Genomic DNA, 26,915 nt, shown 5'->3' with positions numbered 1-26,915 from the left:
CCGATGACCGCCCCCGCATTCTGGTATTTCGACGTCATCTCGCCCTTCGCCCATATCGCGCTGACGCGACTGCCGGAGATCGCGCGGCATCGCCCCGTCGTGCTGAAGCCGATCGTGTTCGGGGCCGTGCTCAAGGCCTGGGGGCAACTCGGCCCGGCGGAGATCGCGCCCAAGCGCGTCCACACCTATCGTCTGGTGACGCATGCGGCGCTGTCGGCAGGCGTGCCATTCCGCTTTCCGCCAGCCCACCCCTTCAACCCGCTGGCGATGCTGCGACTGCTGACCGCGCTCGATGGCGAAGAGGCCGCCGTGCGCAAGGCCTTCGGGCTGATCTGGGGCGAGGGCCGCGACGCCAACGATCCGACCGCGCTGGCGGCGGTCGCCGATGCGGGTGGCGCCCCCGGTGCGCTCCAGCGGATCGGCGAGCAGCCGGTCAAGGATGCGCTGCGGCAGGCGACCGAGGAGGCCGTTGCGGCCGGCGTCTTCGGCGTGCCGAGCCTCGTCATCGACGGCGAGATCTTCTGGGGCGTCGACGCGATGGCGATGGCGCTGGACTATCTCGCCGATCCGACAGGCTTCATGGGCGGCGAGATGGCCCGCGTCTCGAACCTGCCTGTCGGCCTGCAGCGGCAGGTTTGAGACAGGCTGCGCCTGTTCAGAGCGGCCTTCCGATCTTCTTTGCGATGACGCCGACGATACCCTCGCGGAAGAGCAGCACGCAGACGACGAAGACGACGCCCTGCACGACCGTGACCCAGGCGCCGAGGGACGCCAGATAGTTCTCCATCGAGACGATGACGAGCGCGCCGACGATCGGCCCGAAGACAGTGCCGAGGCCGCCGACCAGCGTCATCAGCACGACCTCGCCCGACATCGACCAGTGCACGTCGGTGAGCGACGCCAGCTGGAAGACGATCGCCTTGGTCGCGCCAGCGAGCCCCGCCAGCGCCGCCGAGAGCACGAAGACCGCGAGCTTGTACTGATTGGCGCGGTAGCCGAGCGAGATCGCGCGCGGCTCGTTGTCCCGGATCGCCTTGCAGACCTGTCCGAAGGGCGAGTGGATGATGCGATAGATCAGCAGCAGACCCGCCATGAAGATGACCGCGACGACGTAATACAGCGTCCTGTCGCTGGAGAGGTCGACCAGCCCGAAGAGCCGTCCGCGCGGGATCGCCTGGATGCCGTCCTCGCCGCCGGTGAATTTCGGCGTCTGCAGCGAGAAGAAGAACGCCATCTGGGCGAGCGCCAGCGTGATCATCGCGAAATAGATGCCCTGCCGACGGATCGCGAGCGAGCCGAACACGAAGCCGAGCAGGCCGGCGACCAGCGTGCCGCCGATGATCGCGAGTTCGGGCGTCAGGCCCCAGTATTTCGCCGCATAGGCACAGACATAGCTCGCCATGCCGAAATAGGCGGCGTGGCCGAAGGAGAGCAGCCCGCCATAGCCAAGCAGCAGGTTGAAGGCGAGCGCAAACAGCGCGAAGCACAGCACCTTCATGACGAAGACGGGATAGACGAGGAAGGGCGCAACCAGCAGCAGGGCGGCAAGCCCGATCAGGATCGAGCGGTGGAGCCGCTCCGTGCTCCGGCTGGTTTCGGCGAGCGCGATCGCGCCGGCGGGAGCTTCGATGGAAATATCCGCCATGGTCATATCCTCGCAAACTTGGCGTGCGGCGCCGTCACGCGGCCCGCCCGAACAGGCCGGCGGGCTTCACCAGCAGCACCAGCACCATGATGATGAAGATCACCGTGGCCGAGGCCTCCGGATAAAACACCTTGGTGAGCCCCTCGATCAGGCCGAGCCCGAAGCCGGTGACGATCGAGCCCATGATCGAGCCCATGCCGCCGATCACCACCACCGCGAAGACGACGATGATCAGGTCCGCGCCCATGTTCGGGTTGACCGAGTAGATCGGCGCGGCGAGCACGCCGGCGAAGGCCGCCAGCGCCACGCCGAAGCCATAGGTCAGCGTCACCAGCAGCGGCACGTTGATGCCGAAGGCCTGGGTCAGCGTCGGGTTCTCGGTCGCGGCGCGCAGATAGGCGCCGAGCCTCGTCTTCTCGATCAGGAACCAGGTCGACAGGCAGACCGTGAGCGAGGCGACGACGACCCAGCCGCGATAATTGGGCAGGAACATGAAGCCGAGATTCTGGCCGCCCTTGAGCGCATCGGGGATCTGGTAGGCGAGCCCCGAGGAACCGTAATAATTGCGGAACAGGCCCTGGATGATCAGCGCCAGCCCAAAGGTCAGGAGCAGTCCGTAGAGATGGTCGAGATTGGCGAGCCTGGCGATCAGGACGCGTTCGAGCAGGATGCCGAAAGCGCCGACGACCAGCGGCGCGAGCGCCAAGGCCGCCCAGTAATTGATCCCGAGATAGTTCAGGCACATCCACGCCACGAACGCGCCCATCATGTAGAGCGCGCCATGGGCGAAGTTGATGATGTTGAGCAGCCCGAAGATCACCGCCAAGCCCAGGCTGAGGATGGCGTAAAACGAGCCGTTGATCAGGCCCAGAAGGACCTGACCGAACAGGGCTTGCGGAGGGATTCCGAGAAGCGCGAACATGAATGGCTCAAATCATCGGGACGTCGGAACGCGTTTCAAAATAGCCTCGGCCGTCATTCCGGGCGGAGCGAAGCGGAGACCCGAAATCCATCATAGGGCGGGGCGATGGATTCCGGATCGGCGCGGCTTTGCCGCTAGTCCGGAATGACGGCGTGGCTGGTGTCAGCCGCTCACTTCTTGACGAGCGAGCAGCCGCCTTCCGAGAGCGGGCGGAAGGCCTGCTCGGCGGGCAGCACGGCGATCTGCTTGTAGTAGTCCCACTTGCCCTTGGATTCGGAGGGCTTCTTGACCTCGTAGAGATACATGTCGTGCATCTTGCGGCCGTCGACACGGATGACGCCCTTGCCGAACAGCGGATCGTCGGTCGGCATTTCCTTCATCTTGGCCATCACCGCGGTGGCGTCCTTCGACTTGAGGGCCTCGACGGCCTTGAGATAGTGCAGGACCGAGCCGTAGACGCCCGCCTGCACCATCGAGGGCATCGAGCCGTTATGCGCCTTGGCGAAGCGCTGCGACCAGGCGCGGGTGCCCTCGTCGCGGTCCCAGTAGAAGCTCTCGGTCAGCACCAGCCCCTGCGCCGTCTGCAGACCGAGCGCGTTGATGTCGTTGACGAAGACCAGGAGCCCGGCGAGCTTCTGGCCGCCCGCCACGATGCCGAATTCGCCGGCCTGCTTGATGGCGTTGATGGTGTCGCCGCCGGCATTGGCGAGGCCGATGACCTTGGCCTTGGAGGCCTGCGCCTGCAGCAGGAAGGACGAGAAATCGGTGCCCGGGAACGGCGTCTTGACGCCGCCCAGCACCTTGCCGCCGTTCTTGACGATGGTGGCGGTCGCGTCGCGTTCGAGCGCATGGCCGAAGGCGTAATCCGCCGTCAGGAAGAACCAGCTGTCGCCGCCGGCCTTGACCATGGCGCCGCCAGTGCCCTGCGCCAGCGCATAGGTGTCGTAGGTCCAGTGCACGGTGTTGGGCGAGCAGGCGGAACCGGTCAGGTCGGAGGTGCCGCCACCCGAATTCATGAAGACCTTGTTCTTGTCCCTGGTGATCTGGTTGACGGCGAGCGCGACCGAGGAAGTCGGCACGTCGAGGATCACGTCGACATTGTCCTGATCGTACCACTGCCTGGCGATGCTGGCGCCGATATCGGGCTTGTTCTGATGGTCGGCCGAGACGATCTCGACCTTGATGCCCTTTTCAGCCGCCTTGAAATCCTCGACGGCCATGCGCGCGGCCACGGCCGAGCCCTCGCCGGTGAGGTCGGCATAGAGGCCCGAGCGGTCGTTGAGCACGCCGAGCTTGACGGAGACCTGCGCCTGGGCCGCGCCGGCCATGAGCGCCGCGAGGGCGGTGGTTGCGAGTAGCGTCTTGAGCTTCATAGTCTTCTCCCTGGGATGGATGTCGGTTTTCGACGTTTTTCTTGGTGCGGGGCTGGTTTTGGTGCGGAGGCTGCGTGTCAGACTCCGAGATAGCCGTGGAGCTTGTCGATATTGGCCTCGAGTTCGGCGTTGGGGATCATGTCGATCACCTTGCCCTGCTCGACGACATAGTGCCGGTCGGCCACCGTCGCGGCGAAGCGAAAGTTCTGCTCGACCAGGATGATGGTGAAGCCGTCCTGCTTGAGCTTGCGGATGGTCGCGCCGATCTGCTCGATGATCACCGGGGCGAGCCCTTCCGTCGGCTCGTCGAGCAGCAGAAGATGCGCCCCGGTGCGCAGGATGCGGCCGATCGCCAGCATCTGCTGCTCGCCGCCCGAGAGCTTGGTGCCCTGGCTCTTCAGTCGCTCCTTGATGTTGGGGAAGAGCGCGAAGATCTGGTCGAGCGAAAGCCCGCCGTCGCGAACCTTCGGCGGCAGCAGCAGGTTTTCCTCGACGCTGAGCGAGGCGTAGATGCCGCGCTCTTCCGGCACGAAGCCGATGCCGAGCCGGGCGATGTGGCGCGAGGGCAGCGCGATGGTTTCCCTGCCCTCGAAGGTGATCGAGCCCTTGCGCTTGCCCATCACGCCCATGATCGACTTCAGAGTCGTGGTCTTGCCGGCGCCGTTGCGGCCGAGCAGGGTCACTACCTCGCCGGGCGCCACGTCGAAATCGATGCCGTGCAGGACATGGCTTTCGCCGTACCAGGCCTCCAGCCCGCGCACGTTCAGCAACGGCGCAGCGGTGGTCGCAGGTTTTGCCATGGTCGCTTCAGTGAGCATGGCCGCCCGATCCGATATAGGCCTCGATCACGCGGGGGTCTTTGGACACGGCGGCATAGTCGCCCTCGGCCAGCACCTGCCCGCGCGCCAGCACCGTGATGCGGTCCGAGAGCGAGGCGACGACCGAGAGATTGTGCTCGACCATCAGGATGGTGCGGTTCTGCGAGACCTTGCGGATCAATGCCTCGATGCGCTCGACATCCTCGCGCCCCATGCCGGCCATCGGTTCGTCGAGCAGCATCATCTCGGGGTCGAGCGCCAGCGTGGTCGCGATCTCCAGCGCGCGCTTGCGGCCATAGCTGAGTTCGACCGCCGGCAGGCCGGCGAAGGAGGCGAGGCCCACCGCCTCGACCAGCCGCATCGCCTCCTCGTCGAGGGGTTTGAGCACGTCCTGCGAGCGCCAGAAATCAAACGAGTCGCCGCGCTTGCGCTGCAGCGCGATGCGGACATTGGTCAGCACGGTGAGCTGCGGAAACACCGCCGAGATCTGGAAGGACCGCACCAGCCCGAGCCGAGCGATCTCGGCCGGCTTCTCGCGGGTGATGTCGCGGCCGTTATAGACGATCGCGCCTTTGGTGGGCGCGAGGAACTTGGTCAGCAGGTTGAAGCAGGTCGTCTTGCCCGCGCCGTTGGGCCCGATCAGAGCATGGATATGCCCGCGCCGTACCTTCAGGTCCACGCCGTTGACCGCCGTGAATCCCCCGAATTCCTTGGTCAATCCCGCCGTCGACAAAATGATGTCGTCAGCCATGGCCATCGCCAGAGCGCAGCATCTTATCGTTCTTTCTTGTTGTTCGTTTCCCCTTGAATTCATGCTGCACCGCGTCGCGCGCGGGTGTCAACGCCGGCACTTGCGCGTATTTTTAGCGTTTCGACAGCGATCTACGACGTTTGGCTGATGCGTAATGTCGAAATCGTCAATCCCGGCCAATCCGGGCAAGGGCGGCGGCAAAGACCGATGCGAGATCACGCAGGCGCGACCCGTAGATTTCGCACGAGACCGTCATGCCGGCCTTCGCGCCGGCCGCAGCCAGCATCAGCGTCGCCAAGAAGCCGTCGAGCGGCAGCCCGCTGCGGGCGAGATCGATCTCGCCGGTCGCCGCGGCATTCCGCAGGAATTCGGTCGCGTGGCGAATGAAGATCTCGTCGAAGGCCTGCACCTCGGCGCTGGCGACGCTGACCATCACGGCCTTGAGCTCCAGCAGATGCTCGCCCGCCCCGAAGCACGCATAGGCCGTGCCGTAATGGGCCTCCAGCAGCGCCGCGAGCCGCTGCGGGAAAGGGCCCGACATCGTCAGGACGTGCCGGCAGCGCGCCTCGACGCGCTGGGCCGAGCGCGCCATCATGGCGCGGAAGACGTCGTCCTTGCCGCCGAAGTGCAGATAGAGCGTCGCCTTGGCAAGGCCCGCTTCGCGCGCGATGTCCTCCATCGAGGTGCGCTTGAAGCCGTAGCGCGAAAAACGCCGCAGCGCCGCGTCCGCGATCTGGTCGATGCGGGTCGGCGCTTCGCCTGCGCCCGAGGCGTCGGAACATCTGCTCTCGTCAGGCATTGCCAGTCTTGACAAAATCCAAACTTTGGGCGACCATCCTCACTAGACTTTATTCGTCTAACTAGTCCAGTCGCGCGACCAAGGACTATGGATCAATAGCTCGCGTCCGCCATGTCGGATAGGGCCTCGGGGACCACCTCGATCCACGCCCATGGCATCGCGCTACGTCATGTCAGCATTGGAGGCGAGGATGGCTTTATCCCTGAAGGTCAACGGAAAGACGCATAGCCTCGACATCGACGACGACACGCCGCTGCTCTGGGCGATCCGCGACAATATCGGGCTCACCGGCACCAAATTCGGCTGCGGCGTGGCGCAATGCGGCGCCTGCACCGTCCATGTCGACGGCAAGCCGCTGCGCTCCTGCGTGACGCCGGTCTCGGCGATCGAGGGCCGCGAGATCACCACGATCGAGGCGATCACCGGCAAGGAGGCGGACGCGATCCAGGCGGCCTGGACAAGCGGTGACGTGCCGCAATGCGGCTACTGCCAGTCCGGCCAGGTGATGAGCGCGGTCGCCCTGCTCAAGGAAAACCGCAAGCCGACCGACCGCGACATCGATCTCGCGATGAACGGCAACATCTGCCGCTGCGCAACCTATGTCCGCATTCGCGCCGCGATCCACGGCGCCGCCCGCACGCTGGAGGGCTGATCATGACCGCTCACGACATCGCCCTCTCGCGCCGCTCGCTGCTGACCGGAGCCGGCGCGCTCGTCATCGGATTGCACCTGCCGCGAACCGCCAGGGCCCAGTCGGGCGCGGCGCAGGCCTTCAGGCCGACCGGCGCAACCGCGGCCTTCGCGCCCAACGCCTTCGTCCGCGTCGCGGCCGATGACACCATCACGGTGCTGATCAAGCATATCGAGTTCGGCCAGGGGCCGTTCACCGGCCTCTCGACCCTGATCGCCGAGGAAATGGATGCCGACTGGGGCCAGATGCACGCCGAGCACGCGCCGGCCGACGTCAAGCTCTACGCCAACCTCGCCTTCGGCGTGCAGGGCACGGGCGGCTCGTCAGCCATCGCCAACTCCTTCGACCAGATGCGCAAGGCCGGCGCAACGGCACGCGCCATGCTGGTGCAGGCCGCAGCCGAACGCTGGAAGGTGCCGGCGGCCGAGATCACTATCGAAAAGGGCGTGCTGAGGCACGCCTCGGGCAAGCAGAGCCGATTCGGCGAATTCGCCGAGGCCGCCGCGAAGCTGCCCGTGCCCGAGAACGCCGCGCCGAAGCAGCCGCGGGACTACCGCCTGATCGGCAAGGAGGGCGCGGTCAAGCGGCTCGATTCCGGCGACAAGGCGCGCGGCAAGACGCAGTTCACCATCGATATCAGCGCGCCCGGCATGCTGACCGTCGTCGTCGCCCGGCCGCCGCGCTTCGGCGGGGTCATGGCGAGCTTCGATGCGAGCGCCACGCTCAAGATCAAGGGTGTGGTCGACGTCAAGCCGATCGGCTCGGGCGTCGCCGTCTACGCCACCGGGATGTGGCCGGCGATCAAGGGCCGCGAGGCGCTGAAGGTCGTCTGGGACGAGAGCGCCGCCGAAAAGCGCGGCAGCCGCGAACTCATCGCCGAATACCGCGCGCTCGCCCGCACGCCCGGCACCGTCGCCGGCAAGCATGGCGACGCCGAGGCCGTGCTGGCCAAGGCCGACAAGGTCGTGGAAGCCGAGTTCGTCTTTCCCTATCTCGCGCATGCGCCGATGGAGACGCTTGACGGTTACATCGAATGGGACGGCACGCAGGCGCTGGCCCGCTTCGGCAGCCAGTTCCAGACCACGGAGCACGCGACGATCGCGACCGTGCTTGGGCTGCCGCCGGAAAAGGTGCAGCTCGAGACCATGCTCGCCGGCGGCTCTTTCGGCCGGCGGGCGCAGGTCAGCCAGCATCTGGCGGCAGAGCTTGCCATGTGCGCCAAGGCGATCGGCCCCAACCGCCCGGTCAAGCTGGTCTGGACCCGCGAGGACGATCTGGCTGGTGGTTATTACCGCCCGCTCTTTCTGCATCGCATGCGCGGCTGCGTGAAGGACGGCAAGATCGCGGCCTGGACCAACAGCATCGTCGGCCAGTCCTTCTTCCTCGGCACGCCGTTCGAGGCGATGACGGTGAAGGCCGGTGTCGACGCGGTGATGGTCGAAGGCTCGAAGGAGCTGCCCTATGAGATCGCCGATTTCTCCTGCGAGGTTCACGTCGCCAAGGTCGGCGTGCCCACTTTGTGGTGGCGTTCGGTCGGGCATACCCACACGGCCTATGCGGTCGAGTGCTTCGTCGACGAATTGCTGCAGGCGGCGGGGCAGGACCCGGTCGCCGGGCGTCTGGCGATGATGGGCAAGCAGCCGCGTCTCGCCGGCGTGCTGAAGGCCGTGGCGGAACTGGCGAAATGGACCGGGCCCGACGCCGGCAATGGCCGCATGCGCGGCGTCGCGGCCGTCGAGAGCTTCGATTCCTACGTCGCCCAGATCGCCGAGGTCTCGATCGGTCCCGATGGCGAGCCGAAGGTGCACAAGGTCTGGTGCGCGATCGATTGCGGCGTCGCGGTCAATCCCGACGTGATCCGCGCGCAGATGGAGGGCGGCATCGGCTTCGGGCTCGGCCATGCGCTCTATGGCGAGATCACGCTCGACGAGGGCCGGCCGGTCCAGGCCAATTTCGACACCTACCGCTCGCTGCGCATCCACGAGATGCCGGAGGTCGAGGTCGCGATCATCGCCTCGACGGAGAAGCCGACCGGAGTCGGCGAGCCCGGCGTGCCGCCGATCGGACCTGCCGTCGCCAATGCACTGGCGCGGCTTGGTCAGGGCCGGCCGAGACAATTGCCGATGGTCGGCGGAGGCGTGTCATGATGCGGCCCCTGATTTTGGCTGGCACGGCCGCGCTCATGCTCGGCCTCGGCGGCACCGCGCTGACCTTCGCGCAGTCGGCGGCGCAACCGCAGGCCGGCGGCAAACCGCTGCGTGATGCGGCTAGCTTTGCCGCGATTCCCGATACGCAGGCCCGCTCGGTCGCGCTCTTCGGCGAGATCGGCAAGGTTTTGACCCATCCGCGTTGCATGAACTGCCACCCCGCGACAGAGCGGCCGCGCCAGACCGATGCGCGACGCCTGCACCAGCCCATGGTCGTGCGCGGCAAGGACGGCCATGGCGCGCCCGGCCTGGAATGCGCGACCTGCCACGGCAAACAGAACTTCGACCCGGCGCGCGTTCCCGGCGACGGGCACTGGGCGCTGGCTCCCGCCTCGATGGCCTGGGAGGGCAAGACGCTCGGGCAGATCTGCACGCAGCTCAAGGACCAGAACCGCAATGGCAGCCGCGACCTCGCGGCGATCATCAAGCACGTCACCACGGATACGCTGGTGCTCTGGGGCTGGAATCCCGGCCCCGGCCGCGAACCCGCGCCGGGCACCAACGCCCAGTTCGGCGCACTGATGCAGGCCTGGGCCGACACCGGAGCGGCCTGCCCCACGCCTTGACGCTTGTGCATCGGATACCGCCGTCATCCCGGACAAGCGGCGCAGCCGCGCCGATCCGGGATGACGTGGTGTTTGCGGGCATAGCCGGGAGACTTACAGAAGGCGGCGAGCGCCTCGCCTTGCCGCATCTCGCATCAGCGCCTACAAGCCGGCAACTTCAAAACTCCGGGACAGACATCCATGCGACCCTCCAAACGCGCGGCCGACGAAATGCGCAAGGTCACGCTCGAACGCGGCGTTGTCCGCTATGCCGAGGGCTCCTGCATGGTCACCTTCGGCGAAACGCGCGTGCTCTGCGCCGCGACGGTCGAGGAAAAGGGACCGCCCTGGCTGCGCGGCACCGGCAAGGGCTGGGTCACCGCCGAATACGCGATGCTGCCGCGCGCCACCCATGAGCGCAATCGTCGCGAAGTCACCTCTGGCAAGCCGTCGGGCCGCACGCAGGAAATCCAGCGGCTGGTCGGCCGTTCGCTTCGCGCCGTGGTCGATCTCACCGCCATAGGCGAGCGCCAGATCGTGGTCGATTGCGACGTGCTGCAGGCCGATGGCGGCACCCGCACGGCCTCGATTACGGGAGCCTGGGTCGCGCTGCACGACGCGCTGAAATGGATGGAGGGCCGCTCCATGCTGAAGGGCTCCAATCCTCTGAAGGACCATGTCGCCGCGATTTCCTGTGGCATCGTCGCCGGCAATCCCGTGCTCGATCTCGACTATATCGAGGATTCCGGCGCGCAGACCGACGCCAATTTCGTCATCACCGGCTCGGGCGGCCTCGTCGAGGTCCAGGGCACGGCCGAGGGCGCGCCGTTCTCCGAAGAAGAGCTGCTGGCCTTGCTGAAGCTCGCCAAGGGCGGCGTGAGCAAGCTCGTGACGCTGCAGAAGGCTGCGGTGGCCTGAGCATGCCCGCCCATCGCCTCCTCACCGGCAAGGTCGTGATCGCGACCCATAACCAGGGCAAGCTCCGCGAGATGCGCGAACTGCTCGGGCCCTATGGCATCGAACTCGTCTCGGCCGGCGAACTCGGCCTGCCCGAACCGGTCGAGGACGGCATGATGTTCTCCGAGAACGCTGCGATCAAGGCGGTTGCGGCGACGAAAGCCTCGGGCCTGCCGGCGTTGTCCGACGATTCGGGCATCTGCATCGATGCGCTCGACGGCGCGCCGGGGCTGTTTTCGGCCAACTGGGCCGGGCCGGGCAAGGATTTCGCCCCGGCGCTGGCGCGCGTGCAGATGGAACTCGCCAAGCGCGGCGCGACCACGCCCGAAAAACGCCGCGCGCATTTCGTCTCTGCGCTGGTGATCGCCTGGCCGGACGGGCATGAGGAGTTGTTCGAGGGCCGCGTCTTCGGCGAAATCGTCGACGGGCCGCGTGGCGCAGGCGGGTTCGGCTACGATCCGATCTTTCGGCCCGACGGCTACGACAAGACCTTCGGCGAGATGAGCGCGGCCGAAAAGCACGGCATCCCGGCGGATGGTTCGGCAGGCCTGTCGCATCGGGCGCGTGCGTTCCATGTGCTCGCCGCCGCCTGCCTCCGGAAGCCGGCGTGAGCGCGCTTGCGGCCTTGCGCGAGCGGCCTGCCGCGCCCGACCACCCGACCGCCGACGCGGGCTTCGCGGTCTACGTGCACTGGCCGTTCTGCCTGGCCAAATGCCCCTATTGCGACTTCAACTCCCATGTCCGGCTGCAGCCGCCCGACCAGGCGCGCTATGTCGCGGCGTTCCGACGCGAGATAGCCCATCGCGCCCAGCTTGCGCCGGGACGTACGGTGTCCTCGATCTTCTTTGGCGGCGGCACGCCCTCGCTGATGGAAGGCCGCACGGTCGGAGCCATTCTCGATGCGATCGGCAAGCACTGGGCCGTCGATAAAAACTGCGAGGTCTCGCTCGAGGCCAATCCGACCAGCGTCGAGGCCGGGCGCTTCGCCGATTTCCGCGCAGCCGGCGTCAACCGGGTCTCGCTTGGCGTGCAGGCGCTGAACGACGCCGACCTGAAGGCGCTCGGCCGGATGCATTCGACGCAGGAAGCGCTCGACGCCGTCGCGATTGCCCGAAAATATTTCGAGCGCTACTCCTTCGACCTGATCTACGCCCGCTCGCCACAGCAGACGCCGGCCTTGTGGCGCGCCGAACTGGAACTGGCGATCAGCCATGCGGCCGAGCATCTCTCGCTCTACCAGCTGACGATCGAGCCCGACACCGCTTTTGAGCGCCTGTTCAAGGCCGGCAAGCTCGCGATCCCCGATCACGAGGCCGGCGCGGTGCTCTACGAGATCACCCAGGAGATCACGCAGCGCCACGGCCTGCCGGTCTACGAGATCTCCAATCATGCGCGGCCCGGCGCGGAATGCCGGCACAACCTCGTCTACTGGCACTATGGCGAATATGCCGGCATCGGGCCGGGCGCGCATGGCCGGCTGGTGACGAGCGAGGGCCGGATGGCGCATTCGACCGAGAAGCGCCCGGAAGCCTGGCTCACAAGCGTCGAAACTCACGGCCATGCACTGGTCGAGGACGAGCGCCTGAACCAGGAGGCGCAGGGCGACGAGTACCTGCTGATGGGCCTGCGGCTGGTCGAGGGCATCAGACCTGCGACATTTGCCGCGCTGTCGGGCAGGGAGTTGAATTCGGCTCGGGTCGAGAGCCTGATCGAAGACGGGATGTTGGCGCGCAAGCCCGGCGGCCGGCTCGCCTGCACACCCGACGGGGCGCTGCTGCTGGATGCGGTGGTCGCCGATCTGGCGGCTTGAAGGCGTAAAGCGTTACTTTACAGGCAACATCCTGCCCGCTATCGTGGCGTGAATGCGAATCCGAAACGTAAAGCACAAAGGTCTGCGTCGGCTCATCGAGGGCGACGACGCATCCGGGCTTCAACCGCAAGCCGCCGACAAACTCCGCAGGATGATCTCGTTCCTGCAGGATATGGAGCACGAAGACGAGCTTCGAGCGGTGCCGACTTGGAAAGCCCATCAGTTGACGGGAGACAGGAAAGGCATCTGGAGTCTGTTCGTCACGAAAAACTGGCGCCTGACTTTCGGGATCGACCGGACAGAGATCGATATTATCGATCTCGACTACGAGGACTATCACTGATGGACGACGAGACCACTTCGCCCCTTGGATATCGCCTGAAAAACCCGGGCCATCCCGGCAGTTTCCTGAAGACCGAAATCATCGAGCCGGCCGGCCTGTCCGTGACGGCGTCGGCTGCCGTGCTCGGCGTCACGCGCCCGGCCCTGTCGGCGCTGCTGAACGAGCGCGCTGCATTGTCGGCGGACATGGCGCTGCGGTTCGAGAAAGCCTTCGGTCTCTCGATGGATACGCTGATGCGGATGCAGAACAGTTACGACATCGCGCAAGCGCGCAAGCGTGCCGGCAGCATCAATGTCAAGCCGTTCGTTTCCGCTGCCTGAAGGCAGCCCCGTGGCGCAAGCTTACTCTACTGCGTGCGCGGCCCGAGATCCTTCGGAGCGGCGTTGATCGTCACGATCTGGCCGTTGCGCAGTTCGAGAACGGCGAGCCCCCGCTCGTTTTGACCATCGGGACGGAAGCGGAAGACGCCGTCGGCGCCGGCAAAGCCCGAGGCATTGGTCAGAACGCCTTCCGAGAAGCGCTGCGAGCCTTGGGTCCGGGCGAGCGCGGCCGCCAGCGAGACCGCGTCATAGGCCAGCGTCGCGGTGCGGGTCGGCGGGCTCGAGAAGCGCTGCTGGTAGCGGCCGGCGAAGGCGTTGAAGCCTGCCGTGTCGGGCGAGGCGAACCAGCCGCCCTGGATTGCCGGCACGCGCGCGATCGCCCCGTCGTTCCAGACGCCGGTGCCCAGCGGCTTGATCTTGGTGGGGTCATAGCCGCCCTGCTGCAAGGCGAGCCCGAGCGCCGGCATGGTGTCGGCGGCGGCCGGCACGAAGAGCGCATCGGACTGGCCGAAAGCCGGCGCGAGCTTGGCGACGGCGGCGCGCATGCTGTTGGCGTCGGCACCGAAGCGCTCGATGGCGACCACGCGCGCGCCGCGGTTGGCGACGGCCTGCTGGAAGGCGGCCTCGACGACCTTGCCATAGGCGGTATCGGGCACCAGCGCCGCGAAGGATTTGCGGCCCTGCTGCGAGGCATAGCCGATGACGCGGTTGACGTCGTTCTCGGGCGGGAAAGAGAGCAGGTAGACGCCGCGCGTCGCGACGTTGCTATCGCTGGAGAAGGCCATGACCGGCTTGTTGGCGGCGCGCGCGACCTGCCCAGCCGCCTGGACCGAGGGCGCAAACAGCGGCCCGATGATGAGTTCGGCGCCCTCGCGGATCGCTTCCTGCGCCGCGGCCTGCGCGCCTTCGGCCGTGCCGCGATCGTCCTTGACCAGCAGCGTCAGATCCGCGCCGGGAAATTCGGCGAGCGCCATCTCGGCTGCGTTCTTCAGCGCATTGCCGACGACCGCGCCCTGCCCCTCGGCCGTCAGCGGCAGGATGAGCCCGACCCTGACCTTGCCGGTCCCAATGGTCTGGCCAGTGCTGGCGGGCTGGCCCTGCGGGCTCGCCGTGCCGGTGTCGAAGCCCGGCAGGCCCGACGTGCCGCCGCTGCAGGCGGCGAGCGCCAGCGAAGCGGCGAACGCCAGCGCAGGCGCGCGAAACGGCAGGACCGGGTGCAGATGCCAGGGGCGCGACACGGGGCGATCTCCAGTCATGGACCGAACTCTCAGGGGCAAAACGCTTGGATCCAAACTCATAGACCGGATGGCGCAACGGCTATCCAGCGAGGCAGCCCCCCGACCGTGGGGCTTTCCTGCCAGTCCGCCATGGTATTTTCAAGTTGTTAACTCTGGGTTGCGCTTTGCCGGCGGCGGTTCGGCTGCCTGCGACCGTGGCGGAAAGCCCGCGCTTGTGGCAGCGTGCCGGCCATGTCGAGTTCCTCGCCCACGCCCCGCATTCCCAGCTACACCGCCTTCGGGCTCAAGGCCGAGGCCGAGCCGCTCAGCCCCGGGCTGCACATCGTGGCGACGCCGATCGGCAATCTGCGCGACATCTCGTTTCGGGCGCTGGCGACGCTGGCGGCCGCCGACGCCGTGCTCGCCGAGGACACCCGGACCTCCAAGACGCTGCTGGCGCATTACGGCATTTCGACGCCACTCTACCCCTATCACGAGCACAATGCCGAGCAGATGCGGCCGAAAATCCTCGGCAGACTGCGCGATGGCGGCACATTCGCGCTGATCTCGGACGCCGGCACGCCGCTGGTCTCCGACCCCGGCTACAAGCTCGTCGCCGATGTGGTGGCCGAAGGGCTGCCCGTCACCGGGATTCCCGGCCCTTCGGCCGTGCTGGCCGCGCTGGTGCTGGCGGGCCTGCCGACCGACCGCTTCTTCTTCGAGGGTTTTTTGCCGCCGAAAGCCGCCGCGCGGCGGGGACGCCTGACTGAACTCGCCACCATTCCCGGCACGCTCGTCTTCTTCGAATCGCCGCGCCGGCTCGCCGAAATGCTTGCGGACGCCATGTCCGTACTCGGTCCTCGCCCGGCCGCCGTGGCGCGCGAACTGACCAAATATTACGAGAACGTCCAGCGCGGCACGCTGGCCGAACTCGCGGCGCATTACGACGCGGAAGAGGAAGCGCGCGGCGAGATCGTCGTCATCATCGGGCCGCCCGGCGCGGAAGCGCTGCAACCGGCCGGCGACATCATCGACGAGAGGTTGCGCGCGGCGCTGGCAACCGTCTCGCTGAAGGAAGCGGTGGCGCAGGTCGCAGCCCAGACCGGCCAGCCGCGCCGCACGATCTATGCCCGCGCGCTCGAACTGACGCGGGAGCCTTGAGCCGGGCCGACCGCTCGGCGCGCGCCAGGCGCTCCGGCACGACCGGCGCGCGCTCGGAATGGATCGCGCTGCTTTGGCTCAACGCCAGGGGCTATCGGTTGTTGGCGCGGCGATTCGGCGGCAAGGGCGGCGAGATCGACCTGATCGTGAAGCGCGGGCGCACCGTCGCCTTCGTCGAGGTCAAGGCGCGCGGGGAGATTGAAGCCGCGCAATCTTCGCTCACACCACAGAAGCGCCGGCTGGTCGAGGCGCGCATCAGGCAGTGGCTGGCGAAAAATCCCTGGGCGATGGACCATCATCTGCGCGTCGATGCGGTCTTTCTCGCGCCATGGCGCTTTCCGCGTCATGTGCCAGATGTGTTCGAGCTTGTCTTGTGACGCAGGGCCTCCCACTTGCCGATGCGGCGCGTCGCGGACGATAAGAGCGCGCCGAACCCGGAGCGCTGCCCATGACCCTGAACGTCGCCATCCAGATGGACCCGATCGAGCGCGTCCGGATCGCCGGTGATTCCGGCTTCGCGCTGATGCTTGAAGCGCAGGCGCGCGGGCATACGCTCTACACCTACACCCCCGACAAGCTGACCCTGCGCGACGGCAAGGTCACCGCCCGGATCAAGCCGGTGACGGTGCGCGATCAGGAGGGCGACCATTTCAGCGCCGGCTCCGAGGAACGCGTCGACCTTTCGACGCTCGATGTGGTGCTGCTGCGGCAGGACCCGCCCTTCGATATGGCCTATGTCACGACGACGCATCTGCTCGAGCGCATCCATCCCAAGACGCTGGTGGTCAACGACCCCGCCCAGGTCCGCAATGCGCCCGAAAAGATTCTCGTCACGCATTTCCCCGAGTTGATGCCACAGACGCTGATCACCCGCGACAAGGCCGAGATCGAGGCGTTTCGCGACGAGTTCGGCGAGATCGTGATGAAGCCGCTTTACGGCCATGGCGGCGCGACCGTGTTCAAGACCGGCAAGGACGACCCGAACTTCGGCTCGCTCTACGACCTCTTCGCCGGCATCTTCCGCGAGCCCTGGGTGGTGCAGCGCTACATGAAAGAGGTTTCCGCCGGCGACAAGCGCATCATCCTGATCGACGGCAAGGCCGCCGGCGCGGTCAACCGCGTGCCGGCCGCCGGCGATCTGCGCGCCAACATGGTGCGCGGCGGCGCGGCAAAGCCGACCGACCTGTCGAAGCGTGAGCTCGAAATCTGCGAGGCGATCGGCCCAACCCTGCGCGAGCGCGGCCTGCTGCTCGTCGGCATCGACGTGATCGGCGGCAATTTGACCGAGATCAATGTCACCGCGCCGACCGGCGTGCGTGCGATCAAGAAGCTCGGCGGGCCCGATCTCGCGGCGCAGCTCTGGGACGTGATCGAGAGCAAGCGCTGACGATGGCGGGCACGACAACCGAAACGGCGGACGGCGCGGACACCTGGCGATCGCCGCTCACGGTCGATCAGGAACTCGTCACCCGCATTTCCTTTACGCCGGACATGGTCAGCGCCTACGCAACGCTCGCCAACGACACCAATCCCCTGCACCATGACGAGGCGCTGGCGCAGGCGACGCGCTTTGGCGGGCTGATCGCCAGCGGCACCCAGACGACAGGTCTGTTGCTGGGAAGCGTCGCCAATTTCCTGTTCCCCGGCAGCGCGTCGCTCGGCCTGGAATGCGCCTTCAAGCTGAAGAAGGCCGTGCCGGCGCGGTCGGAGATGACGATACGCTGGGTCGTGCAGACGATCACGCCCAAGCCGTCGCTGTCGGGCGTGATCGCGACGCTGGCTGGCGGCCTCTATGACGAGGCCGGGGTCGCAGCCGTCGAGGCGACCGCGACGGTTCTGGTGATGCGGCCTGACAGCCTGCGCCGCGCTCCGAAAGACTGACGCGGCGGATTCGTCAGGGGCTTCCGGGCTGTTTAGCCAGTGCTGCCGCGCCGTTCAGCGGATTCTCCGGATCCCAGCCATAGCGCATCGTCTCGAAGCGCATCGTCATGGCGTCGACCAGCAGGAGCTTGCCGACGAGCGGCTCGCCGAAACCGGTGACGGCGCGCACGACCTCCATCGCCATCAGCGAACCCATGACGCCGGCGAGCGCACCGAGCACGCCAGCCTCCTCGCAGGTCGCGACCGTGCCGGGCGGCGGCTCGCTCGGAAACAGGCAGCGCCAGGTCGGGTTGGGCCTGCCGTCGGCGTCGTTTTCATGGGCGCGGATCGTCGTCAGCGAGCCGTCGAAACGGCCGAGCGCCGCCGTCACCAGCGGCCGATGTTCGTGAAAACAGGCATCGGAGACGGCATAGCGCGTCGCGAAATTATCCGAGCCTTCCGCGACCACGTCGTAGAAGGCGATCAGCGCGCGGGCGTTGTGCGGGTCGATGCGGGTGACATGCTCCTCGACCACGACATGGGGGTTGAGCCGGCGGATGAAACGGGCGGCCACCACCGCCTTGTGCTCGCCGATGTCGTCCGTGCCGAAGATGGTCTGGCGCTGCAGGTTCGAGAGCGAGACGATATCGTCGTCGACGATACCGATCTTGCCGATGCCCGCCGCCGCCAGATACTGGATCAGCGGCGCGCCGAGCCCGCCGGCGCCCACGACCAGCACGCGCGCGTTCTTCAGCCGGTTCTGGCCGGGGCCGCCGATCTCCGGCAGCACCAGATGGCGGGCATAGCGCGCGATCTCGTCTTCGTTCAGGCTCATGGCAAAGGGTTAGGCCGATCGGGCGCGGCGGGCAATCGTCGCGGCATGCGGTCGCAATCCCGTCGCGCGGGCGCGGCTTGGCCCGACGCCGAAGCCATGCCATCGTAGCCTCATACGGGAACGGGCCAACCGCTCCGCATCATCGACAGGGGATTTGCCCATGCGTCTGACATCACTCGCCCTGGCGCTGGCCGGCGTCGCCCTTTCGGCCGTGGCGGCGCTCGCGCAGACCGCGATCAAGCCGGCCGTCGTCTATGACAAGGGCGGCAAATTCGACAAATCCTTCAACGAGGCCGCGTTCATCGGCGCGGAAAAATTCAAGGCCGAGACCGGCGTCGAGTTCCGCGATTTCGAGCCGACCAACGATGCCCAGATCGAGCAGGCGCTGCGCCGCTTCGCGCGCGACGGCAACTCGCCGATCATCGCGGTGGGCTTCAGTCAGGCGACCGCGTTGCAGAAGGTCGCGGCCGAATTCCCGGACCTGAAGTTCACCATCATCGATATGGTCGTCGAGTTGCCCAACGTGCAGTCGGTCGTGTTCAAGGAGCAGGAGGGCTCCTATCTCGTCGGGCTGCTCGCCGGCCTCGCCTCCAAGACCAACAAGGTCGGTTTCGTCGGCGGCATGGACATACCCCTGATCCGCAAATTCGCCTGCGGCTATGTCCAGGGCGTCAAGGCGGCCAAGAAGGACGCCGAAATCTTCCAGAACATGACCGGCTCGACGCCATCGGCCTGGAACGACCCGGTCAAGGGCGGCGAACTCGCCAAGTCGCAGATCGACCGCGGCGCCGACGTGATCTACCACGCGGCTGGTGGCACCGGCATCGGCGTGCTGCGCGCCGCGGCCGACGCCGGCAAGCTCGGCATCGGCGTGGATTCCAACCAGAACGGCCTGCAGCCCGGCAAGGTGCTGACCTCGATGCTCAAGCGCGTCGATGTCGCGACCTACGCCTCGTTCAAGGCCGCGCGCGACGGCGCCTGGAAGCCCGGCATCTCCGTGCTCGGCCTGAAGGAGGACGGCGTCGGCTGGGCGCTCGACGACGCCAACAAGAGCCTCATCACCGCGGAGATGAAGGCCGCCGCCGACAAGGCCCGCGCCGACATCATCTCCGGCGCGATCAAGGTGCACGACTACATGTCGGACTCGAAGTGCACGATGTGATGGCTTGCTCCAATGAAGTCGTCTGAACAGTCAACCGGAAGCGCAAGGCTTGTATGGCTTGTCTCGCAAACAATAATTCAGTCTGAGTATAATCGTATCGCACTAGTTTCCAAGAATGCCTCTTTAAAAGATGGATTAGTTATTGACCTTCCTAGTTACGGTTATTTTCAGAATCGAGCTAAGATTCAAATATGCTATGATAATCCTGCCGAAATTATCCATGGAAGGATAGCGGACTACTCTCCAAAAGAAGATGGAGAGAATGCGTTTTTAATTGTTGATGTTCAGTTATTTGATTCAGACAAGCGTCGAATACATTCCGAAATCGATGAAGATTTTAAATCTAGAATCGATAAAGACTTAGAGCCGGGCTCGAATTTTGAATTTAGTTTAAACTTTTCGATTCAGAATCTAGTCCATAATATTGCAAAAAATGTTGTAATATGTGCAAACTTGGCTAAAGTTGGATCTCTTTCTCCGCAGCCGGGATATATTATTGTCGGCGATGATAAAATGGAAATATCTGGATTCTATTCTAGAATGTCATTTTTGAAATATATAGAAGATACATTCTCGTTCAGATTGTTGAGGGATATTTCATTTATCGACGCTTGGCATTGGTACTCAAATTTATCAGGTATACTTACATCAAAACCAACTAATGATGTGGAAATCTCTGTTTGTAACTTTGTATCTTTATTTGATGAGAGTTATGACAATAGCGGCGCGCGCGACCTTATTTGGAGCTTCGCAGGCCTTGAAGCATTGCTGGCGGAAAGCGAGAGCGGTATTGTAAGTCAGCTGAGGAGCAAACTCATCGCTGTATTCGGAAATCAAGTAGATGTAAAAGATTTTGATAAGCAGATTAAAGAGATGCACCAATCACGTTCAAACATAATTCACGGTAAAACAAAAGACGTTCCGACACTACAGCGGTTCACATTACAAAAAGAAGAAATCGAATCTCAAAATCAACAGACAAGAACTTCTAATATAGCCATGTATATTTTGGTGGCGATGATACAATATTGTTGCCAGAATAGAATTTCTGAGTTAAAATTTAAGACTGTTGTTATCTAATTGGAATAGCAATGTCTGAATTTGCGCTATGAACATCACCATTCTCGGCTCCGGCGACGCGTTCGGCACGGGCGGGCGTTTCAACACCTGCCTGCATGTCGAGGCCGCCGGCGAGCGGATGCTGGTCGATTGCGGCTCGTCGAGCATGGTCGCGCTGAACAAGGCGGGCATCGCGCGCAACGGCATCTCGACGCTGCTGTTCACGCATTTCCATGGCGACCATTTCGGCGCCCTGCCGGCCTTCCTGCTCGATGCGCAGTTCGTCTCGCGCCGCAGGGAGCCGCTGACGATCGCGGGCCCCGCCGGCGTCGAGCATCGCACGCTGCATGCCCTCGATGCGGATTTTCCCGGCGCGTCGACCAATCGCTGGCGCTTTCCGATCACTTACGTCGAAGTGACGCCGCAGCAGCCGACGCGGCTTGCCGGCATCGACGTCACCGCCTTCCCGATGGTTCATGACGAGCGCGCCGGGCCGTGCCAGGGCTACCGGCTCAGCGTGGGCGGCAAGGTCTTCGCCTTTTCGGGCGACACGGCCTGGACCGACGCGCTGATCCCGCTCGCGGCGGGCGCCGGCGCCCTGCTGGTCGAGTGCTACAGCTGGGACACGCCGCTGCCCAACCATCTCGACTACCTGACGCTTCGCGCTCACCGGGCCGAACTTGCGACGCCGCGCATCATCCTGACCCATATGGGCGCGGGCATGCTGGCCCATGACGAGCCGCTGCCGGAGGAGCGCGCCTTCGACGGCATGGTGATCGCGCCATGAGCACGGCTGCTCCCGCGATCGAGCTGATCGGCATCTCCAAGCGCTTCGGGCAGGTCGCCGCCAACAAGGATGTCTCGCTCAAGGTGGCGGCGGGCTCGGTCCACGGTATCGTCGGCGAGAACGGGGCCGGCAAATCGACGCTGATGTCGATCCTCTACGGCTTCTACGAGGCCGATGCGGGCGACATCCGGATCGGCGGCAAGCCCTGCGCCATCCGCTCCTCGGGCGATGCGATTTCGGCGGGCATCGGCATGGTCCACCAGCATTTCATGCTGGTGGAGACGCTGAGCGTCGTCGAGAACATCGTGCTCGGGGCCGAGGGCGGCAGTCTGCTGAAGAGCGGCCTGGCCAAAGCGCGCACGGAACTGAAGCGGCTCTCGCAGGATTACGGGCTCGTCATCGACCCCGACGCCATCGTCGGCGATCTCTCGGTTGGCCTGCAGCAGCGCGTCGAAATTCTGAAAAGCCTCTATCGCGGGGCGGATATCCTGATCCTGGACGAGCCCACCGCCGTGCTGACGCCGCCCGAGGCCGACCAGCTCTTCGTGCTGCTGCGGGCGCTCAAGGCCCAGGGGAAAACCGTGATCCTGATCACGCACAAGCTGCGCGAGATCATGGACGTGACCGACCGCGTCTCGGTGATGCGGCGCGGCGAGATGGTCGCCCATGTCGAGACCGCGAGGACCTCGCCGGCCGAACTGGCCGAGGCGATGGTCGGCCGGCGCGTGCTGCTTCGGGTCGAGAAAGCCCCCCGCGCGCGCGGCGCGGCCGTGCTGGAGGCAGCGGGCCTCTCCGTCACCGATGCACGCGGCGTCGCGCTTTTGAGCGACGCCAGCCTGACGCTGCATGCAGGCGAGATCGTCGGCATCGCCGGCGTCGCCGGCAACGGCCAGAGCGAGTTGCTGGAGGTTCTGGCCGGACTGACGCAGCCCTCGCGCGGGGTGATCCGGCTCGGCGGCCAGATCCTCGCCGCCACTGAGCGCACGCCCGCCCGCCTGCGCAAGCTCGGGCTGATGCACATTCCCGAGGACCGGCAGCGGGCGGGGCTGGTGACGGCCTTTTCGGCCGCCGACAACGCCATCCTCGGCTATCAGGACGACGCGGCGTTTGGCCCCGGCCCCTTCCTGTCGCCAGCCGCCATCGAAGCGCATGCGCGCACGGCGTTTGCGGCCTATGACGTGCGCCCGCCGGACCCCGCGCTCAAGACCGCGAAGTTTTCCGGCGGCAACCAGCAGAAGATCGTGCTCGCCCGCGAGATCGAGCGCGCGCCCAAGGTTCTGCTCGTCGGCCAGCCGACACGCGGCGTCGATATTGGCGCGATCGAATTCATCCATCGCCGGCTGATCGCCCTGCGCGATGCCGGCGTCGCGATCCTGCTGGTCTCGGTCGAGCTCGAAGAGGTGATGGCGCTCTCGGACCGGATCATCGCGATGTGCGGCGGGCGGATCACCGGCGAGCGCGACGCGGCAGAGGCCGACGAGAGAGATCTCGGGCTGCTGATGGCGGGCGTGACGGAGCAGGCGGCATGAGCGCCGCGCCCATCGAACTGCCGCGCTGGGCGGACGCCGGCCTCGTCCCGCTTGTTTCGGTCGCCGCCGCACTCGTCGTAGCCGGCCTCGTGGTCATCGGCATCGGCGAGAGTCCGCTGGAGGCGACCGCGATCCTGCTGCGCGGGGCGCTCGGCAGCGTCGAGGGCATAAGCTTCACGCTCTACTACACCACGAACTTCATCTTCACGGGGCTGGCGGTCGCGGTCGCGTTCCATGCCGGCCTGTTCAACATCGGCGGCGAGGGCCAGGCGACGGTCGCGGGCATCTTCGCCGCGCTCGCCTGCCTCTGGCTCGCACCTCTGCCGGGGTTCCTGCTGGCGCCTCTCGCGATCGCGTCTGCAGCCGCGGGCGGAGCGCTCTACGGCTTCATTCCCGGCTGGCTGCAGGCGACGCGCGGCAGCCATGTCGTCATCACGACGATCATGTTCAATTTCATCGCGGCGACGCTGACGGTCTATCTGCTCGTCGAGGTCATCGGAAAACCCGGCTCGATGCAGGCCGAGACGGCCGAGTTCGCAAAGCATGCCGTGCTGACGCCGATGCATCTGCTGGTCGCCCCGCTCGGGCTGAAACTGCCGGCGACGCCGCTGAACTCGGCCTTCCTGCTGGCGCTGGCGGCGCTCGTCGCGGTCTGGGCGCTGATCTTCCGCTCGCGGCTGGGCTATGCCATCCGCACCGTCGGCGCCAATCCCCGCGCAGCCGCCTATGCCGGCATCTCGCCCGCCCGCATCACCATGGTCGCGATGGCGATCTCGGGCGCGCTCGCCGGCGGGCTCGCGGTCAACGAGGTGATGGGCGTGCAGCACCGGCTGTTGCTGGATTTCACCGCAGGCTACGGTTTTGTGGGCATCGCGGTCGCGTTGATGGGGCGCGGCCACCCTGTCGGCGTTGCGCTCGCGGCATTGCTCTTCGGCGTGCTCTATCAGGGCGGGGCGGAACTCTCCTTCGACAAGCCGAGCATCACGCGCGACATGGTCGTGGTCATCGGTGGCGTCATCATCCTGTTTGCAGGCGCGCTCGACGGGCTGTTCCGACGCATCGTCGCGCACGGATTGCTGCTGGGGCGGGTAAACTGACGATGGAGTGGGTCCAGACCATCGCGGTCGTGCTCGATTCCGCGATCCGGCTGTCGGTGCCGCTGCTGTGCGCGGCGCTGGCGGGGCTGTGGTCGGAGCGGGCCGGCGTCGTCGATATCGGGCTCGAAGGCAAGATGCTGATGGCGGCCTTCGCCTCGGCCGTCGTCGCCTATCAAAGCGGCTCGGCCTGGGCGGGGCTGGCTGCCGGCATGCTCGCCTCCATCGCGCTCTCGCTCGTCCACGGCTTTGCCGCGATCACCTGGCGCGGCAACCAGATCGTCTCGGGCGTCGCGATCAACATGCTGGCGGCGGGGCTGACCGTGATCCTCGGCAATGCCTGGTACGGACAGGGCGGGCGCACGCCCTCGCTGGAAGGCCCGGCGCGCTTCCCGGACCTGACGCTGCCATTAGGCCCCTGGGCACGCGAGCATGTGCCGGTCATCGGGCTGCTCTATGACGAGGTCATCTCGGGTCATGCCGCGCCGGTCTATCTCGCGATCCTGGCCTTGGTGGCGACCGCCTTCGTGCTGAAGCGGACCCGCTTTGGCCTGCGCCTGCGCGCGGTCGGCGAAAACCCGGCCGCCGTCGACACGGCCGGCATTTCCGTCGCCGGGCTGCGCTACGGCGCGGTGATCATCTGCGGCGCGCTGTGCGGACTGGGCGGAACCTATCTCGCGGTCTCGCAATCGGCCGGCTTCCTGCCGCATATGACCGCCGGCAAGGGCTTCATCGCACTGGCGGCGGTCATCTTTGCAAACTGGCGGCCGGTGCCTGCACTTTGGGCCTGCCTGCTGTTTGGGCTGCTCGACGCCGTCGCGATACGGTTGCAGGGCGTGGCGCTGCCCGGCGTAGGGCAGGTCCCGGTCCAGGCGATCCAGGCCCTGCCCTATCTGATGACGGTGATCCTGCTCGCCGGCTTCATCGGCAAGTCGACGCCGCCGAAGTCGTCCGGCCTGCCCTATGTCAAGGAACGCTGAGCCGATGGCGGAGATCGATTTCGAAGCGTTGTTTTCAGCCGCAGCGCGAGTCCAGAAACGGGCCTATGCGCCCTACTCCCGTTTCAGGGTCGGCGCGGCCATCCTCGGCGATGACGGCGTCGTCTATGCTGGCTGCAATGTCGAAAACGCGGCCTATCCTTCCGGCTCCTGCGCCGAGCAGGGCGCGATCTCGGCCCTGATCGCCGGGGGCGGACACGGCATCGCCGCCCTCGTCGTCATCGGCGATGGCGAGGCGCTGGTGACGCCCTGCGGCGCCTGCCGGCAGCGCATCCGCGAGTTCGCCTCGCCGCAAACACCGGTCGCCATCGCCGGACCGGAGGGAATCCGGGCGCGCTTTTGCCTTGATGAGCTGTTGCCAGCCTCGTTTGGACCAGACAATTTGCGCCGGTGATTTGCCAGAATGCTCCCGGCGCGTTGCGCCCGATGGCGTGACCCCGGAGAGCGGGGAACCGACGGATGGCCGTGGACGCGGATTTCGACAAAGCGGCGGGCGTGCTGATCGACCACGGCGTCGGGCCGGTGGAATGCGCCTTCGTGCTCGGGACAGGACTCGGCCACATCGCCGACGAGGTCCAGAACCCGCTGACGATCCCGTTCTCGTCGATCCCCGGCTTTCCCGCCGGCGCGGTGTCGGGACATGCGCGCCAGATCTGCTACGGCACGCTCTACGGCCGAAAGGTCCTGATCTTCCAGGGCCGGGCGCATTATTATGAAGGCGGTAACGCCGGGGTGATGCGCGTGCCCATCGGCATGCTGGCGGCCTTCGGCACGCCGCCGCTGATCCTGACCAATGCGGCGGGTTCGCTGAAACCGGAGATGAAGCCCGGCTCGATGACTATGATCACCGACCACATCAATCTCAACGGCCCCAACCCGCTCGTCGGCGACACCGGCGACGGGCGCTTCGTGCCGATGGTCGACGCCTACGATCCGCATCTGCGCGCCCGCCTGCGCAAGGCGGCGACGGCCTGCGGCGCCAATCTCGGCGAGGGCGTCTATATGTGGTTCTCCGGCCCGAGCTTCGAGACGCCGGCCGAAATCCGGATGGCGAAGATGCTCGGCGCCGACCTCGTCGGCATGTCGACCGTGCCGGAGGTCATCCTGGCGCGGCGCTACGGCATCCGGGTGGCGGCAATCTCGGTCATCACCAATATGGGCGCGGGGCTCCATGGCGGCGCGCCCCATCACACCGAGACGCAGGACGTCGCGACCGCGGCGACCGCCGGCCTGCGCCGCGTCTTCCGCGCCTTCCTGACGGAGCTCTGATCCATGTCCGATGTCGCGACCGCCCGGCGCGCGCTGGCGCTGCTCGACCTGACCGACCTCGGCGACGACGCAACCGAGGACGGCCTGCGCAAGCTCTGCGCCCGCGCGGTCTCGACGCCCGGCCCAGTCGCTGCGATCTGCGTCTGGCCGCGTTTCGTGGCGCGGGCGCGCGCGATCCTGGGGGACACTCCCGTCAGGATCGCGACCGTGGTGAATTTCCCCGATGGCGGCACCGCGATCGTGCCGGTGCTGCGCGAGACCGAAGCCGCGCTGACTGACGGCGCCGACGAAATCGACCTCGTCCTGCCCTGGCATGCCGTGCTGGCCGGCAACGCCGTCAGCGCCCGTTCCATGATCGGGAACGTGAAGCAGCGCTGCGGCGAGAAACGGCTCAAGGTCATCCTCGAAACCGGCGAATATCCCGATCTCGAAGCCGTCAAGGCGGCCTCCGAGCTCGCCGTCGAGGCCGGCGCGGATTTCATCAAGACCTCGACCGGCAAGACCGCCCATTCCGCCAGCATTCCAGCCGCACGGGCGATGCTGTTGGTCATCGGCATGGCCGACCGGCCGGTCGGGCTCAAACCCTCCGGCGGCATCCGGACGCTCGCGGACGCAGCGGGCTATCTCGCGCTGGCAGACGCCATCATGGGGCCGGACTGGGCGACGCCCGAAACCTTCCGCTTCGGCGCGAGCGGGCTGCATCAGGTGCTGGTCGACGTCATCGCCGGCGCGACGCCGACCCAGGCCAGCGGACCCTATTGAG

Annotated in this window: 30 protein-coding genes; 22 read left to right on the top strand and 8 right to left on the bottom strand. The window is 66.1% G+C overall.

What is annotated here, in order from left to right:
* Window positions 1-3: 3 nt before the first annotated feature.
* A complete protein-coding gene (locus tag AC1DZY_RS13290; protein ID WP_476820593.1) occupies window positions 4-639 on the top strand; it encodes a DsbA family protein in 636 nt (211 codons plus the stop codon).
* Window positions 640-655: 16 nt separating this feature from the next.
* Here AC1DZY_RS13290 and AC1DZY_RS13285 read toward each other — a convergent pair whose 3' ends face one another.
* From AC1DZY_RS13285 to AC1DZY_RS13260, 6 genes are all read right to left on the bottom strand, one after another.
* Window positions 656-1,645, bottom strand: coding sequence for a branched-chain amino acid ABC transporter permease (locus AC1DZY_RS13285; RefSeq protein WP_476820592.1), 990 nt, complete (start codon window positions 1,643-1,645; stop codon window positions 656-658).
* Between the two features lie 34 nt (window positions 1,646-1,679).
* Window positions 1,680-2,567 (bottom strand): branched-chain amino acid ABC transporter permease, encoded by an 888-nt coding sequence (locus AC1DZY_RS13280; RefSeq protein ID WP_476820591.1) that lies wholly within the window; start codon window positions 2,565-2,567, stop codon window positions 1,680-1,682.
* Window positions 2,568-2,737: 170 nt separating this feature from the next.
* Window positions 2,738-3,940, bottom strand: a complete 1,203-nt coding sequence (locus tag AC1DZY_RS13275; RefSeq protein WP_476820590.1) for an ABC transporter substrate-binding protein — start codon at window positions 3,938-3,940, stop codon at window positions 2,738-2,740.
* A gap of 77 nt (window positions 3,941-4,017) precedes the next feature.
* Window positions 4,018-4,758, bottom strand: a complete 741-nt coding sequence (locus tag AC1DZY_RS13270; RefSeq protein WP_476820589.1) for an ABC transporter ATP-binding protein — start codon at window positions 4,756-4,758, stop codon at window positions 4,018-4,020.
* Entirely contained in the window at window positions 4,748-5,509 is a 762-nt protein-coding gene (locus tag AC1DZY_RS13265; RefSeq protein ID WP_476820588.1) for an ABC transporter ATP-binding protein, read from the bottom strand. Before AC1DZY_RS13265 ends, AC1DZY_RS13270 begins: the two co-directional genes overlap by 11 nt.
* Before the next feature lie 166 nt (window positions 5,510-5,675).
* Complete coding sequence (locus AC1DZY_RS13260) at window positions 5,676-6,308, bottom strand: TetR/AcrR family transcriptional regulator (RefSeq protein WP_476820587.1); 633 nt, start codon at window positions 6,306-6,308, stop codon at window positions 5,676-5,678.
* Between the two features lie 190 nt (window positions 6,309-6,498).
* Here AC1DZY_RS13260 and AC1DZY_RS13255 point away from each other — a divergent pair, with 190 nt between their 5' ends.
* The 8 genes from AC1DZY_RS13255 (at window position 6,499) to AC1DZY_RS13220 (ending at window position 13,181) form a co-directional block, all read left to right on the top strand.
* Window positions 6,499-6,960 (top strand): (2Fe-2S)-binding protein, encoded by a 462-nt coding sequence (locus AC1DZY_RS13255; protein ID WP_476820586.1) that lies wholly within the window; start codon window positions 6,499-6,501, stop codon window positions 6,958-6,960.
* A 2-nt stretch (window positions 6,961-6,962) separates the two neighbouring features.
* A complete protein-coding gene (locus tag AC1DZY_RS13250) occupies window positions 6,963-9,146 on the top strand; it encodes a xanthine dehydrogenase family protein molybdopterin-binding subunit (RefSeq protein ID WP_476820585.1) in 2,184 nt (727 codons plus the stop codon).
* On the top strand, window positions 9,143-9,772 hold the full coding sequence (locus AC1DZY_RS13245; protein ID WP_476820584.1) for an Isoquinoline 1-oxidoreductase subunit: 630 nt from the start codon (window positions 9,143-9,145) through the stop codon (window positions 9,770-9,772). The genes AC1DZY_RS13250 and AC1DZY_RS13245 overlap by 4 nt, the downstream gene beginning before the upstream one ends.
* Before the next feature lie 180 nt (window positions 9,773-9,952).
* Entirely contained in the window at window positions 9,953-10,669 is a 717-nt protein-coding gene (rph, locus tag AC1DZY_RS13240; protein ID WP_476820583.1) for a ribonuclease PH, read from the top strand.
* A gap of 2 nt (window positions 10,670-10,671) precedes the next feature.
* The gene (locus AC1DZY_RS13235; protein ID WP_476820582.1) at window positions 10,672-11,319 is read left to right on the top strand and encodes a non-canonical purine NTP pyrophosphatase; all 648 of its coding nucleotides are present in this window, start codon (window positions 10,672-10,674) and stop codon (window positions 11,317-11,319) included.
* The gene (gene hemW, locus AC1DZY_RS13230) at window positions 11,316-12,518 is read left to right on the top strand and encodes a radical SAM family heme chaperone HemW (protein WP_476820581.1); all 1,203 of its coding nucleotides are present in this window, start codon (window positions 11,316-11,318) and stop codon (window positions 12,516-12,518) included. Before AC1DZY_RS13235 ends, hemW begins: the two co-directional genes overlap by 4 nt.
* A 52-nt stretch (window positions 12,519-12,570) precedes the next feature.
* Window positions 12,571-12,861 (top strand): type II toxin-antitoxin system RelE/ParE family toxin, encoded by a 291-nt coding sequence (locus AC1DZY_RS13225; protein ID WP_476820580.1) that lies wholly within the window; start codon window positions 12,571-12,573, stop codon window positions 12,859-12,861.
* Window positions 12,861-13,181 carry a HigA family addiction module antitoxin gene (locus AC1DZY_RS13220; protein ID WP_476820579.1) on the top strand — a complete coding sequence of 107 codons (321 nt, stop codon included), beginning with the start codon at window positions 12,861-12,863 and terminating at the stop codon, window positions 13,179-13,181. Before AC1DZY_RS13225 ends, AC1DZY_RS13220 begins: the two co-directional genes overlap by 1 nt.
* A 26-nt stretch (window positions 13,182-13,207) precedes the next feature.
* On the opposite strand, the gene AC1DZY_RS13215 is transcribed toward AC1DZY_RS13220, so the two are convergent.
* Window positions 13,208-14,419 carry a penicillin-binding protein activator gene (locus tag AC1DZY_RS13215; protein WP_476820578.1) on the bottom strand — a complete coding sequence of 404 codons (1,212 nt, stop codon included), beginning with the start codon at window positions 14,417-14,419 and terminating at the stop codon, window positions 13,208-13,210.
* A 231-nt stretch (window positions 14,420-14,650) separates the two neighbouring features.
* On the opposite strand from AC1DZY_RS13215, the gene rsmI reads away from it, so the two are divergent.
* The 4 genes from rsmI to AC1DZY_RS13195 all read left to right on the top strand — a co-directional run bounded on the left by rsmI (window position 14,651) and on the right by AC1DZY_RS13195 (window position 17,440).
* On the top strand, window positions 14,651-15,559 hold the full coding sequence (gene rsmI, locus AC1DZY_RS13210; protein ID WP_476820577.1) for a 16S rRNA (cytidine(1402)-2'-O)-methyltransferase: 909 nt from the start codon (window positions 14,651-14,653) through the stop codon (window positions 15,557-15,559).
* Window positions 15,556-15,936, top strand: coding sequence for a YraN family protein (locus AC1DZY_RS13205; protein WP_476820576.1), 381 nt, complete (start codon window positions 15,556-15,558; stop codon window positions 15,934-15,936). The genes rsmI and AC1DZY_RS13205 overlap by 4 nt, the downstream gene beginning before the upstream one ends.
* Window positions 15,937-16,007: 71 nt before the next feature.
* A complete protein-coding gene (gshB, locus tag AC1DZY_RS13200; protein WP_476820575.1) occupies window positions 16,008-16,946 on the top strand; it encodes a glutathione synthase in 939 nt (312 codons plus the stop codon).
* Between the two features lie 2 nt (window positions 16,947-16,948).
* The gene (locus AC1DZY_RS13195; protein WP_476820574.1) at window positions 16,949-17,440 is read left to right on the top strand and encodes a MaoC family dehydratase; all 492 of its coding nucleotides are present in this window, start codon (window positions 16,949-16,951) and stop codon (window positions 17,438-17,440) included.
* A 13-nt stretch (window positions 17,441-17,453) separates the two neighbouring features.
* Here the strand turns inward: AC1DZY_RS13195 and AC1DZY_RS13190 are convergent, their stop codons facing one another.
* Window positions 17,454-18,254, bottom strand: coding sequence for a HesA/MoeB/ThiF family protein (locus tag AC1DZY_RS13190; RefSeq protein WP_476820573.1), 801 nt, complete (start codon window positions 18,252-18,254; stop codon window positions 17,454-17,456).
* A 160-nt stretch (window positions 18,255-18,414) separates the two neighbouring features.
* On the opposite strand from AC1DZY_RS13190, the gene AC1DZY_RS13185 reads away from it, so the two are divergent.
* The 9 genes from AC1DZY_RS13185 (at window position 18,415) to deoC (ending at window position 26,914) form a co-directional block, all read left to right on the top strand.
* Complete coding sequence (locus AC1DZY_RS13185) at window positions 18,415-19,416, top strand: BMP family lipoprotein (RefSeq protein WP_476820572.1); 1,002 nt, start codon at window positions 18,415-18,417, stop codon at window positions 19,414-19,416.
* A gap of 12 nt (window positions 19,417-19,428) precedes the next feature.
* On the top strand, window positions 19,429-20,496 hold the full coding sequence (locus tag AC1DZY_RS13180; protein WP_476820571.1) for a hypothetical protein: 1,068 nt from the start codon (window positions 19,429-19,431) through the stop codon (window positions 20,494-20,496).
* A 28-nt stretch (window positions 20,497-20,524) separates the two neighbouring features.
* Window positions 20,525-21,262 carry an MBL fold metallo-hydrolase gene (locus AC1DZY_RS13175; RefSeq protein ID WP_476820570.1) on the top strand — a complete coding sequence of 246 codons (738 nt, stop codon included), beginning with the start codon at window positions 20,525-20,527 and terminating at the stop codon, window positions 21,260-21,262.
* Window positions 21,259-22,791, top strand: coding sequence for an ABC transporter ATP-binding protein (locus AC1DZY_RS13170; protein WP_476820569.1), 1,533 nt, complete (start codon window positions 21,259-21,261; stop codon window positions 22,789-22,791). Before AC1DZY_RS13175 ends, AC1DZY_RS13170 begins: the two co-directional genes overlap by 4 nt.
* Entirely contained in the window at window positions 22,788-23,888 is a 1,101-nt protein-coding gene (locus AC1DZY_RS13165; protein WP_476820568.1) for an ABC transporter permease, read from the top strand. Before AC1DZY_RS13170 ends, AC1DZY_RS13165 begins: the two co-directional genes overlap by 4 nt.
* A gap of 2 nt (window positions 23,889-23,890) precedes the next feature.
* A complete protein-coding gene (locus AC1DZY_RS13160; protein ID WP_476820567.1) occupies window positions 23,891-24,865 on the top strand; it encodes an ABC transporter permease in 975 nt (324 codons plus the stop codon).
* A gap of 4 nt (window positions 24,866-24,869) precedes the next feature.
* Entirely contained in the window at window positions 24,870-25,277 is a 408-nt protein-coding gene (locus tag AC1DZY_RS13155) for a cytidine deaminase (protein WP_476820566.1), read from the top strand.
* 65 nt (window positions 25,278-25,342) lie between these two features.
* On the top strand, window positions 25,343-26,152 hold the full coding sequence (locus AC1DZY_RS13150; protein WP_476820565.1) for a purine-nucleoside phosphorylase: 810 nt from the start codon (window positions 25,343-25,345) through the stop codon (window positions 26,150-26,152).
* Window positions 26,153-26,155: 3 nt separating this feature from the next.
* A complete protein-coding gene (deoC, locus tag AC1DZY_RS13145) occupies window positions 26,156-26,914 on the top strand; it encodes a deoxyribose-phosphate aldolase (RefSeq protein WP_476820564.1) in 759 nt (252 codons plus the stop codon).
* Window position 26,915: the final 1 nt, after the last annotated feature.

This window comes from Allobosea sp. P2_A10 (assembly GCF_056405115.1).
Note: the sequence above shows the minus strand (reverse complement) of the source record. Positions and strands in the feature narration are given on the sequence as shown.